The following is an 11,780-nucleotide window of genomic DNA, read 5'->3' as shown; positions in this document are numbered from 1 at the left end:
GCCCGTCGTTTCGTAGCGGGGACAGGATTTGAACCTGCGACCTCTGGGTTATGAGCCCAGCGAGCTACCGAGCTGCTCCACCCCGCGTCGGTAACCACGACAGTACGGCACACGCCGCGCATTACCTAACGGGATCCGGACCACACGCCCACGAAGACCGGCAAACCGGGCGGCTGCGGCGAACCGGTGGTCCTGCCGGCCCACGGGCGTCCGCCCCGCCCACGGGTGGAATGCCTGGGCGCATGAACGCCACCGACACCGCGCCGACCAGCAGCGCCATCACCCTGACGGTCAACGGCCGCACGCACACCCCGACCGTGGACCACCGCTCCACCCTGCTGGACGTGCTGCGTGAACAACTCGGCCTCACCGGCGCCAAGAAGGGCTGCGACCACGGCCAGTGCGGCGCCTGCACCGTGCTGCTCGAAGAACGCCGGGTCAACAGCTGCCTGCTGCTGGCCGTCGCACAGGACGGCGCCGCCGTCACCACCGTCGAAGGCCTGGCCGGCCCCGACGGGCCACACCCCCTGCAACGGGCGTTCGTCGAGGAGGACGCCCTCCAGTGCGGCTTCTGCACCCCCGGCCAGCTCTGCTCGGCCGCCGGCCTGCAGGCGGAGACCACCGCCGGGGCCGACCCGGCCGACGAGGCGACGATCCGCGACCTGCTCAGCGGCAACATCTGCCGCTGCGGCGCCTACCCCGGAATCATCCGCGCCGTACAGCGCGTACTGGCCGCCCGGACCGCCCCGCAGGCCCACGCATGAGGCCCCTCGGCTACACCAGGGCGACGGACGTGGCCTCCGCCGTCGCGCTGCTGGCCGCCGACCCGGGCACCCGGGCCCTGGCCGGCGGCACCAACCTCGTCGACCTGATGAAACTCGGCGTCGAACGGCCCGCCCGCCTGGTGGACATCGCCCGCCTCCCGCTCGACCGGACCGAGGAGACACCCCGGGGCGGCCTGCGGATCGGCGCGACCGTCCGCAACACCGACCTCGCCGCCCACCCCCTGGTCCGCGACCGCTACCCGGCGCTCGCCCAGGCCCTGCTCGCCGGCGCCAGCGGCCAGCTGCGCAACATGGCCACCACCGGAGGCAACCTGCTCCAGCGCACCCGCTGCCTCTACTTCCAGGACATCACCAAACCCTGCAACAAACGGCGGCCGGGCTCCGGCTGCCCCGCCCGCACCGGCGTCCACCGGGACCTCGCGGTCCTGGGCACCTCCGAGCACTGCGTGGCCACCCACCCCTCCGACCTCGCGGTGGCCCTCGCCCTGCTGGACGCCGTCGTCCACCTCACCGGCCCGGACGGCGACCGCACACTGCCGCTCACCGCCCTCCACCGCCTGCCCGGCGACACCCCCGAACGCGACACCGAACTGGCACCCGCCGAACTGATCACCGCCGTCGAACTGCCGCCACCGCCCGCCGGCGCCCGCTCGGCCTACCGCAAGGTCCGCGACCGCGCCTCCTTCGCCTTCGCGACCACCTCGCTCGCCGTCCTGCTGGCACTGCGCGACGGACGGGTCGAAACGGTCCGGCTCGCCTTCGGCGGCCTGGCCCCCAAACCGTGGCGGGCCCTGACCGCCGAGGCCGCGCTCCGCGGCCGGCCCGCCACCGCCGCCGAGTTCGCCCAGGCCGTGGACGCCGAACTCGCCCCCGCCCGCCCGCTGCCCGACAACGCGTTCAAAGTACCGCTGGCCCGGCGCCTCGCCGTACGCGAACTGACCCGCCTCGCCCGGGAACAGGAGGACCGATGAGCACCGCCGCCACCCGCCTGGAGGCCTGGGAGAAGGTCACCGGCACCGCCCGCTACGCCGGCGACCACCACCCCCGGGCACTGGCACACGCCTGGCCGGTACCGGCCACCGTCGCCCGCGGCGACATCACCGCCCTCCGCACCGAGGCCGCGCTCGCGACACCCGGCGTCCTCGCCGTCCTCACCCACCACAACGCCCCCGCACTCGCCCTCCCCGAAGACGGCGACCCCACCCTGCTCGTCCTCCAGTCCCCGCGGATCGCGCACCGCGGCCAGGTCGCCGCCCTGGTCGTCGCCGAGACCCCGCAGGACGCCCGCGCCGGCGCCGCCGCCATCGAGATCACCTACACCGCCGAACCGCACGACGTCGTCCTGACCGAGGACCACCCGGGCCTCTACACCCCCGAGACCGCCAACGGCGGCGACCCCGCCGTCCGCGAACGCGGCGACTTCGACACCGCCTACCGGCAGGCACCCGTACGGATCGACCGCACCTACCGCGTCGGCCCCCTGCACAACCACCCGATGGAACCGCACACCGCCACCGCCCACTGGACGGACGGACGGCTGACCGTCCACGACTCCAGCCAGGGCACCACCACCGTCCAGGAGACGCTCGCCGCACTCTTCGGCCTCACCCCCGCGGACGTCCTGGTGACCAGCGAACACGTCGGCGGCGGCTTCGGCAGCAAAGGCACCACCCGCCCGCACGTGGTCCTGGCCGCCATGGCCGCCCGCCACACCGGCCGGCCGGTCCGCCTCGCACTGCCCCGCGCCCACCTCACCGCCCTCACCGGACACCGCGCACCCACCCTGCACCGGATCCGCCTCGGCGCCACCGACCACGGCGAACTCACCGCCCTCGCCCACGAAGTGACCACCCGCTCCTCCACAGTCCAGGAGTTCGTCGAACAGGCCGCCGTCCCCGCCCGCATCATGTACACCTCCCCGCACAGCCGCACCACCCACCGGGTCGTACGCCAGGACGTCCCGACCCCCTCCTGGATGCGCGCACCCGGCGAAGCACCGGGCATGTTCGCCCTGGAAAGCGCCATCGACGAACTCGCCGAGGCCTGCGGCACGGACCCGGTCGACCTGCGCATCCGCAACGAACCCGCCCTCGAACCCGACAGCGACCGCCCCTTCAGCAGCCGCCACCTGGTCGAATGCCTGCGCGAAGGCGCCCGCCGCTTCGACTGGCCGCGCCTGCGCGCCCACGGCCCCCGCCAGGACGGACGATGGCTCCTCGGCACCGGAGTCGCCGCCTCGACCTTCCCCGTCCTGGTCTTCCCCTCCACCGCCGAGGCCGTCGCCCTCCCCGACGGCGGCTACCTGCTGCGCACCAACGCCACCGACATCGGCACCGGCGCCCGCACCGTCCTCGCCCAGATCGCCGCCGAGGCCCTCGACGCCCCCGTCGCACGGGTGTCCGTCGACATCGGGCGCAGCGACCTGCCGCGAGCCTCCGTGGCGGGCGGCTCCTCGGGCACCTCCTCCTGGGGATGGGCCGTCCACGAGGCGTGCGCCGGACTGCGCCGCGCGCTGGCCGCCCGGGGCCCGGGGCCGCTGCCCGCCGGGGGCGTGCGGTTCCGGGCGGACACCACCGAAGCCGTCCGGGCCGGCAGCGAGTTCGCACGGCACGCGTTCGGCGCGCAGTTCGCACAGGTGGCGGTGGACGCGGACACCGGGGAGGTGCGGGTGCGCCGGCTGCTCGGGGTGTTCGCGGCCGGCCGGATCCTCAACGAGCGCACCGCCCGCTCGCAGCTCACCGGCGGAATGATCATGGGGATCTCGATGGCCCTGCTCGAACACAGCACCATGGACCCGGAGTTCGGCGACCACGCGGAACGCGACCTCGCCTCGTACCATGTGGCCGTCAACGCCGACGTGCCCGTGGTCGAGGCGTACTGGGTCGAGGAACGGGACACCCGGCTGAACCCCATGGGATCCAAGGGAATCGGCGAGATCGGAATCGTCGGCACCGCCGCCGCCGTGGCGAACGCCGTCCACCACGCCACCGGCGTCCGGATCAGGACGCTGCCGGTACGCCCCGAGCTTCTGCTCCCGCACCTGCCGGGCCAGCCGAGTCAGATGACCGGGGCCGGCCCGCACGGGTAGGCGCAGCACGGTGGTCCAGGACATCGCGTCGCGTTGGCCGTACCCCGGGTCGGCGCCGGGCCGTCGGGGAGCATCAGGCTCCCCGACGCCTCGCTGTCGCTATGCGCCGGCAAGGTCGTGGATGACCCGCTCGGTGGAGTCGAGTGCGGGGGACAAGGGGGAAGTAGCGGAGCGCGTCGGCGAGCGGGCCGGGCGGCGGAACGGCTGTCATGAGGCCTCTGGGGTGAGTCCGAGGACGGTGGTAGCGGCGGCCGTGGCCAGCAGTGCCTGGTGCTGGTGGGTGATGCCGAGCCGGTTGGCGTGGAACAGCTGATGATGGGCGAGGACAGCCCGCAGCCCGCGCCGGAGCCGGCCGTTGTCGGCGAGCACCCGCAGCTCCCGGCCGCATTCGGTGAAGGCGGCGAACCACGGCGCGGCGAAGGAAAGCTGTCCCACCGTGAGGAGCGTGGACGTGGGACCGGTGTCGGCCCGGAGCAGGGCGCCGACGCTGTTGCGGAGTCGGCGCCCGGGGTCGACGCCCGGGGCGGAGGGGCGGTTCTCCGCGACCGTGGCCCACGTGTCGCCGATCTCGTACCAGTCCAGGCCTGCGCCGCGCATCATCGCGATCCCGAGAAGCACGGACAACTCGCGGCGATGGTCCACCTGTTGGGCACTGTGAACGGCCCGCAGATAGGAAAGGGTGCGGTGACTGTCGAGGTGGAACAGCCGGTGCGTGACCTCCATCGCTTCCTGCCCGCCGAAGGCAAGCGTCTCGGGCTCGTAGATCACCGAGGTCCAGCCGGTGATCACGTTGCTGGTGCGGCAGTTCTCCAGTACCGCGTCCACGGCAGCAGCGGCGGCGTCGGCTCGCTCAGGGGTGGGCGGCTGGTAGCGCAGCCGCCATCGGTCGCCTTTGCGCAGGAAGTGCCAGGACGTGACGACGCCCTCGTTCTCCAATGCTGTCAGGGCGGGCCCGAGGTACTGTGCGGCGGACTTTTCGGCAGCACCGATGTCGGTCAGGTGCAGGTGGTAGTGGAGCCACGGGGGCTTGGCGGTGTCGGTCACGGCGGACTCCGTCCGGGTCAGGTGAGCAGCAGGCAGCTGTCCCACCCCGTGGTGGCAGGCTGGTCGAGGGTGAGGGTGTGGAGAGCGAGTGCGGTACCGGCCGCTCCTTCGAGCAGGCCCGCCTCGGTCGGGGAGGCGGCGAACGTGGTCATCGCGTCGGTGGCCGTGCGAAGCCTGGCAGCGGTGGTGACGTCGGCAGTGCGGGCGGCCAGGCGGCGGGCCAGGAGCCGCGTCCCGGCGGTGCCGTGGCACAACGTGTTGTCGGTGAGCCGGGCCAGCTGCTGCGGATCGGTCAGGCAGGCCAGCAGGGCGTGCTCGGCGAGCTCTTGACGGTGCTGGTCTCCGGTGGCGAGTGCGGCCAGGTGCTGGGCGTGGGCGATACCGGGGGTGCCGTAGCACCAGGACGGGCGGAGCGGGCCCTTCTGGCGGGTTCGGCCGGTCCGGTCCTCGTCGGGCGTGACGGCCTCGGGCCACCACGGTCCGGTGCCGGTGTCCTGCCGCCAGGTGTCCAGCCAGTGGGTGATCCGGTCGATCGCCTCCCGGTGGCCGGGTACCCGGATGCCGTCGGCCCAGGTCAGGGCGAGCAGGGCGAGCGGGCCGGTGATGCCGTGGGCAAGGCCGAGGTTGCCGTGGCCGCCGGGATAGTGCGGTGAGGGATCGCCGGAGGGCGCGATGTCGGTCCACCAGCCCGGCAGGTCGCGCAGGGGTTCGGCGAGGCGGACCAGATAGGTCAGCACGTCTCGCAGCAGGTGGCTGTCTCCGCGGGAGCGCAGGTTCACACCGAGGCCGGTCATTCCGTAGACGAGGTCGTACTCGGCGAAGATCGGCCGGTCCCGCCGGGTGATGCGCTGGTGGGCGGCGGCCAGCCGCTGTTCGGTCATCCGGTCGACGGTGGCCTCCAGCGCGGTGATCTGCCGCTCGTAGCTGCGGGGACCGCCGCCGGCGGCTGCGCGCAGGACGTGGGCGAGTGCCGGGGCACCGAAGAACAGGCCGGTCCCGGGGGTGGAGAGCACCGGTTGACGCAGGCATGCCGCGATCCAGGCGTGCACCGTCTCCCAGTCGCCGGCGCCGGTGGTGGCGCGGGTGATGTGCAACAGCGTGATGCCCGGGGCGCCCTTGGCCAGGGACTGCCCCCATTTCGCGGAGGCACTGTCGGGCGGGGCGATGAGCGGTTCGGTGAGCGCCGCGAGTGCGCCGCGGCCGGTAATGGTGATCATCGGGCCCTCTTCGGAGTGCGGGCGGTGTGGGTCAGGGCTGCGGCGCGGGCAAGCCGGTGGCAGGTGCGCTCGTGGTCGGGGTCGATGCCGATCGATCTCGCATGGTGCAGGTGCAGCAGCGCCCCGACTACCTCGCTCGGCTCCAACTCCAGGTGCTGGTCGAGAAGGTGGCGGTACTCGGCGAGGGCTTCGGCGCGTGCCCGCCAGGCCCGGGTCAACGCCCGGCCCCGGGCGGTACTCTCCGGCGCGGGCCAACTGCCCGGGTGCTCGGCAAGGGCCAGCGTCTGGCGGCACACGGCGCGGGGCAGGGCCTGACCGGTGTGGCGGGGTACGTGCTCCAGCAGCCACCGCAGTCCGGTGTCGGTCCCGAGCAACCCGGTGGCGATGGCGGCCATGCTCGCCGCCGTCACCGCCATCCGGTCGGCCTTCACCTGTTCGAGGTAAGCGAGTTGGGCAAGAACGGCCCGGGAGTCGGCGGCGAACACCTCCTCCGCCTGGCGCATCGCCGCGCCCCGGCCGTAGCGACCGGTCTCCGGCTGGTAGGTGTCCAGCTGGAGCCGGGTCAGCAGTCCGGCCGCGCGAAGTTCGGCCGCCCACACTCCGATCCGCTCCCCGGCCAGGGTGAACGCCGCCGCCTCCGGCAGCCCGATGCGCAGCCGCAGGTGCGGTTCAGGGTCGGTGTGGCGCAGGAACCACCACGCGGGATCGTTCACCCAGCGGTCCAGCAGGGCGGGCACCCGGGCCAGGATCTCATCGGCCCTGCGGGGATTGCCGTACAGACGGGCGTACAGCCACCGGGACGCCCCGGGCAGGTGCCCGTCCTCATGTCCGGTGACGTGCACGGCCCGCCGCCGGGTGAGCGGCAGGGGTGCCCGGGTGGAGTGGAGCTGGACGGTGATCTCGTGCGCCCGGCCCCCGCACCAGTCGTTCATCCCGGGGGCCGGAGCCTCGATGAGGGTGGCCGAGGTCTGCTTGTTGAGGTGGTCGCGCAGCAGGACCAGGTGCTCGGCCAGGCCCAGGTCGAGCGGCAGCTTCAGGTCCTGCTGGGTCAACTGCACCCTGGCCGGCGCCCGGTAGAGCGCCAGCCAGGCGCGGGCGGCTCTCTCCCAGTCGGCCCACGGCACACCTTCGGGTGGCAGGTCAGCAGCGGGAAGGTTCCAGCGCGCCGGGGACAGCACGACACGGCCGTGACGCAGCCGGGGCAGGAACGGCAGCTTCCCGGCGGCTCCCCAGTCGAAGCCGGTGAACACGGGGGTGAAGGCGTTGGTGATCTCGCACAGGAACCGGGCGAGGGGCTGGGTGTGCGCACGGAACTCGATCGCGTTCAGCACGCGCGGCTCGATCGGACGGCGGTCGGTGAGAGAGACCAGCCACATCCGCTGCTCGTCCGCGCACACCCCCAGCGCATCCAGCCGCAGCCGCCCGGCGCCGGGGCCGGGGCCGGGGTGCTCGCCGAGCGGCAGCACCGGCAGCAGCGCCGGCGTCCGGGCGACGTTCTCGACGCGGGCGAACAGCGGCGGCACGGACACCTGTACCGGCTCCGCGTCCGTGCGGAGCGTCGGCGCTCCGCAGATCGCCTTCTCGAAGGCGCCCCGGTCGGTGTCATCCAGCAGATGCAGGAAGCGGCCTGTGGTGGTCCCGGCGGCGCGCGGCGCGGCCACCACCGTCACGGTGAACGCGCCTGCGTCCAGCGACTCGGCGTCGCCGGCGGCAAGGTGAACGGTGAGCTCCGCGTGCGGCTGCACCGCGGCCGGACCCGACGCGGAGGCCAAGTGCTCCACCAAGCTGTCATCCAGGGCGAGTTCGTTGCCGCCTTCGATGGCGGCTTTCTGTGCGAGTGCGAGCAGCCGGGCATCGCGGCGCCCGAGCCTGGCCGCTGCCTCGGGCAGCACTGAGTCTCGGTAGCGGGCCGGAAAGCCGAGTCCGGTGTCGGGATTCACCAGATCGGCCACTGGCACTACCGCTCCGGGTCCGTAGCGCTCGATGAAGCGGGCATGGTAGTCCAGCCAGACGGGATGGCCGTCGGGATGGGGGCTGAGCCGGGTCAGCAGCTCGGCGGCGCGCTCGGCCTCCCGGGCCACCCGCTCGGGCAGCACCGCCGGCCCTGCGGCCAGCCGCAGGTCGACCATCAGCGGCTGGCCGCCCTCGGCACCGCCTTCCATCGCGGCCGTGATCGCCGCCCGTGCCGTCCGCTGCTCCTCGGGGCTGTCGAGCAGGTTGTGCCGCTCCAGCCCGGTGTGAAGCCGTCGGAGTTCGGCGGTGATCCGGGCGGCCTCGGGGATGTCGTCCGCTCCTGCCTGCTCCAGGGTTGTGAGCAGGTGCCCGAGCGGGTCGGTGGTGGTCATCGGTGGCCGTAAGCCGCTCAGCAGCAGCTGCTGCCGGACCAGTTCACCCAGCATCAGCCGAACCTGCCCAGGGTGCGCGTTGGGGAACTGCTCCGCGAGGCGGCCGGCGAGCACACCAAGGGATACAGGTCCGGTGGCGCCTTCCAGGGCCGCCAGAACAGCCCGGGTGGCGCGCACCGACACCTCGACCGGCGCTTGGCCCGTCGGGTTCTGCTGAACCGGCAGCACGATCCGCTCTCCGCGCAGCACGCGCAGGTCGTTGGCCACCACCGACAGCCGGTCGGCCACCAGCGTTTCCAGCCGACCAGTGATACGGGCCAGCCACCGCGCGTCGACCCGGGCCACCGCACGGCCCGCATCCCACAGCGGGGCCACCGTCCGACTCCCGATCGGGCAGGCCGCCACCCCGGCGAACAGGCCGAACGGTGTCGCTCTGCCCTCACTCCGGAGCGCGTAGTGCATCACCGTGGCCGTCAACCGGCGCAGCCGCGCGGTGCCGATCGGGCCACCCGCGATCGCCGCGCGCACCCGGCCGGTCAGCTGCGCTCCTGCCGCCACCTCGATCGCGGACGCCAACTGCTGGTCGGACCAGGCGGTACGCAGCCAGGATCGCCAGGCCGCTGTGCCGACAGGGGTGCTGTCGGCGAGATCGGGCCATCGCGGCGCGGAGTCGGCGGGGCATGCCGAAGCGCGAATCAGGGCCGGTCCCACAACGCGGTACAAGGTGGTTCACCTCCGGAATCCGGGAAGGGCGAGGCCCGGGTGCGGCGGCTCTCACGGCGGCCGCACGCCGGGCCTCTGGCCACACGGGAGGGGAAGGGTCAGACGTTGCCGCCGCCACTGGCGCAGGCCGAGCCCGAGCAGGTACTGCCGCAGTTGTCGTCGGTGGAGCGCAGCAGGGCGGCGACCGGGTCGGCTCCCTCCACGATGCGCAGGTCCAGGTCGAAGTCGCCGTCCAGCGTGGGCGCGTTCTCAAGGGTGCGGGTCATGGTGGATCCTCCTGTTTCGTCGGTGGTGCTTGGTTGCCCGGCCGCAGGTCACGGCCAGGAGATCGTGAGCCGAACGTGTCGCTTGTCGATGACCGGCCCGTCCGGGAGCTGGTCGTCGGGGGTGCCGGCCGGGTGAGCGGTGAAGGTCGGTCCGGAGCCGGTGCGGTGCTCGCGGGTCCAGACCCCGACCTGCTCGGCGATGAGATCCGCCAGGCGACCCCTGTCGGGGCCGAAGCCATGTGCACCGAACTCGAACGTCGCCGGGCCGTTGCTGATCTTGCGGAGCGCCAGGTAGGCGAGGCTGTCACCGTCCACCACAAGCGGGCAGGCCATCCTGTTCGCCGGGGCGACTGTCCTGGTGTCCGACTCGGGGTCGACGGAGATCAGGCCGAAGCCGGGCAGGGAGCAGGCCAGCCACAGGTACAGCGAGTCGAAGGGCTCCTGGTTGCCGACCGTCACCTGCGTCCAACGCTCTGCCCGGGGCGTCTCCAGTACGCCCGCGAGACGGCTGGTGTCGGGCCGGTCGAGCTCGTCGAAGCGCAGCCCGACCTCCTTGGTGCCGCGCGGCAGCACCAGGTGCTCGTCGTGTGCGCCGGTGCCCTGCATCCTGACGAAGCCGCACACCTCCGCGCTGACGCTGACCAGACGGTCGCCGTCGCGGCGGAAGCTGATCGAGCGGGTCAGGCCGCGCATCCGCAGCGGCACGGTGATGGTCCCGCCCTCGGCGAGGCCGTCGGTCCAGGCGGGAGGCAGGTCCCACGCGCCGACCGTGACGACGACCCGGTCGAACGGCCCTCCGTCCACCGGCTCGGAGCCGTCGGCGAGCACCACCTTCACCCGGCTGTAGCCGGCCTCATAGAGGAACCTGGCCGCGCGGTCCGTGACGAACGGGTCGATGTCGACCGTCGTCACCTCACCCTCCGGACCGACGAGTTCGGCGAGCAGCGCCGCGTTGTACCCGCCGGATCCGATCTCCTCCACCCGCATCCCCGGCTGTACGTCGGCCTGTTCCAGCATCAGGGCCTGAATCTGCGCGGCCGAGACCGAACTCACCGCGAGACCGTGCCCGTCGCGCTTCGTCACCAGCGCGCGCACCGGCTCGTACGCCTCGGTCAGCGACACCTCGGGCGCGAAGACGTGCCGGGGTACAACCAGAAGGGCATCGGCCACGCGGTCCGTGCGGATCGTTCCGTCGGCACGCAGGGCGTCGACCATGGCCGAGCGCAACTGCTCGTCGGTCTCAGCGGTCTTCGGCAAGGTGGACATGGCAACTCCTCTTCGTAGGTGCCGCGGTAAACGCACCGCGGCGGGTCGGTCTCTGGGCTACATGACCATGAATGGCCTCCGGATGACGCCGAAGACGCTGGGGCGGAGCACGAGGAGGACAGCGGCGGCCGGCCGGAGGTTCAGTGAGGCTGCGGTGGCAGCCGGGAAGCTGCGGCCGAGGAGGACCGGTTCACGCGGCCCGGGCGGTCACGGCGCCCGGCCGGTCGCGGAACCTGATGATGTCGCCTGCAACAACGGGGCGAACCAGCCGTATACGGGAGACAGCCTGTATAGCGGCGAGAGGCCCGGAGAGGGACATCTGGCGGTCCCGTTCGGTCAGGCCCGCCGGTTGCATTTCCGCCCCGGCGGTGGCATGGCCGGAGAACGCCGGGGAGAGCGAGGCGACTGCGACTTCGAACCACACGTCCCGGCCTGCCACCTCCCCATTCCCGTTCGTCCTGTCGGTCCACCCGAAGCTCTCGGCGTAGGAACGAACCAGAAGGAGCCCGTCGCCCAACACGATGCCCGCCAAGACGGTGATTCCATGGAGCAGTCTGTTGCGAATGTCGCCAACAGCTTTCGTCCTTGTGGGTGTTGCGAATTTCATTGCGCATTGCATGACAGCCTCCGGGCCGTGCGTGTGGGGCAGCAGAGGGTGAAGTCCGGTCGCCCACCTGGCGATCACGTCTCGCTCCTGGCCGTTCAGAAGCGTCCGTGGTCCGCCCCGGCCTGATCCGCTGCGGCCACCAACAATGTCGGCGAAAGCCGCGCAGAACCAGAACACTGGGCACAACACTTGATACGTCATCAGTGAGCGGTAGCAACACTCGCTTACCACTCGTTAACACTTGTCGCGCAGGAGCCAGCCGGCGGCGAGACTGGTGGTAGGCGCCGGAAAGGGACACCTTGGCGCCAGCCTCAGGAAGGGGCCGACCTTGCAGACGCGCTTAGCCTCCGTGTTTCGGTTCGCGTCGGCTGATCTGGGGTGATCCCTGTGTCGAAGGTCGCGGGGCTGCCGTCGGATGTTGGGCATGCCGAGGGCCCGG

Annotated in this window: 9 protein-coding genes and 1 tRNA gene; 3 read left to right on the top strand and 7 right to left on the bottom strand. The window is 72.5% G+C overall.

What is annotated here, in order from left to right:
* Positions 1-13: 13 nt before the first annotated feature.
* Positions 14-87: transfer RNA gene (locus tag AB0P06_RS08475), tRNA-Met, on the bottom strand.
* 155 nt (positions 88-242) lie between these two features.
* Between AB0P06_RS08475 and AB0P06_RS08470 the strand changes: the two genes are divergently transcribed.
* From AB0P06_RS08470 to AB0P06_RS08460, 3 genes are read left to right on the top strand one after another with little or no spacing between them, the layout of a single operon-like run.
* The gene (locus tag AB0P06_RS08470) at positions 243-764 is read left to right on the top strand and encodes a (2Fe-2S)-binding protein (RefSeq protein ID WP_363606081.1); all 522 of its coding nucleotides are present in this window, start codon (positions 243-245) and stop codon (positions 762-764) included.
* On the top strand, positions 761-1,756 hold the full coding sequence (locus tag AB0P06_RS08465; RefSeq protein WP_363606080.1) for a xanthine dehydrogenase family protein subunit M: 996 nt from the start codon (positions 761-763) through the stop codon (positions 1,754-1,756). The genes AB0P06_RS08470 and AB0P06_RS08465 overlap by 4 nt, the downstream gene beginning before the upstream one ends.
* A complete protein-coding gene (locus tag AB0P06_RS08460; RefSeq protein WP_363606078.1) occupies positions 1,753-3,873 on the top strand; it encodes a xanthine dehydrogenase family protein molybdopterin-binding subunit in 2,121 nt (706 codons plus the stop codon). Before AB0P06_RS08465 ends, AB0P06_RS08460 begins: the two co-directional genes overlap by 4 nt.
* A gap of 207 nt (positions 3,874-4,080) precedes the next feature.
* Here AB0P06_RS08460 and AB0P06_RS08455 read toward each other — a convergent pair whose 3' ends face one another.
* The 6 genes from AB0P06_RS08455 to AB0P06_RS08430 all read right to left on the bottom strand — a co-directional run bounded on the left by AB0P06_RS08455 (position 4,081) and on the right by AB0P06_RS08430 (position 11,341).
* Complete coding sequence (locus AB0P06_RS08455; protein WP_363606076.1) at positions 4,081-4,917, bottom strand: thiopeptide-type bacteriocin biosynthesis protein; 837 nt, start codon at positions 4,915-4,917, stop codon at positions 4,081-4,083.
* A 17-nt stretch (positions 4,918-4,934) separates the two neighbouring features.
* The gene (locus AB0P06_RS08450) at positions 4,935-6,134 is read right to left on the bottom strand and encodes a lanthionine synthetase C family protein (protein WP_363606074.1); all 1,200 of its coding nucleotides are present in this window, start codon (positions 6,132-6,134) and stop codon (positions 4,935-4,937) included.
* Positions 6,131-9,055, bottom strand: a complete 2,925-nt coding sequence (locus AB0P06_RS08445) for a lantibiotic dehydratase (protein ID WP_363606073.1) — start codon at positions 9,053-9,055, stop codon at positions 6,131-6,133. Before AB0P06_RS08445 ends, AB0P06_RS08450 begins: the two co-directional genes overlap by 4 nt.
* A gap of 245 nt (positions 9,056-9,300) precedes the next feature.
* Positions 9,301-9,468, bottom strand: a complete 168-nt coding sequence (locus AB0P06_RS08440; RefSeq protein WP_363606072.1) for an FxLD family lanthipeptide — start codon at positions 9,466-9,468, stop codon at positions 9,301-9,303.
* 48 nt (positions 9,469-9,516) lie between these two features.
* On the bottom strand, positions 9,517-10,734 hold the full coding sequence (gene fxlM, locus AB0P06_RS08435) for a methyltransferase, FxLD system (protein WP_363606071.1): 1,218 nt from the start codon (positions 10,732-10,734) through the stop codon (positions 9,517-9,519).
* Positions 10,735-10,924: 190 nt separating this feature from the next.
* Entirely contained in the window at positions 10,925-11,341 is a 417-nt protein-coding gene (locus tag AB0P06_RS08430) for a hypothetical protein (protein ID WP_363606070.1), read from the bottom strand.
* Positions 11,342-11,780: the final 439 nt, after the last annotated feature.

It is taken from the genome of Kitasatospora sp. NPDC088351 (assembly GCF_040685575.1).
In the GTDB taxonomy this organism is placed as follows: Bacteria; Actinomycetota; Actinomycetes; order Streptomycetales; family Streptomycetaceae; genus Kitasatospora.
This window is presented reverse-complemented; position numbering and strand designations above follow the sequence as displayed.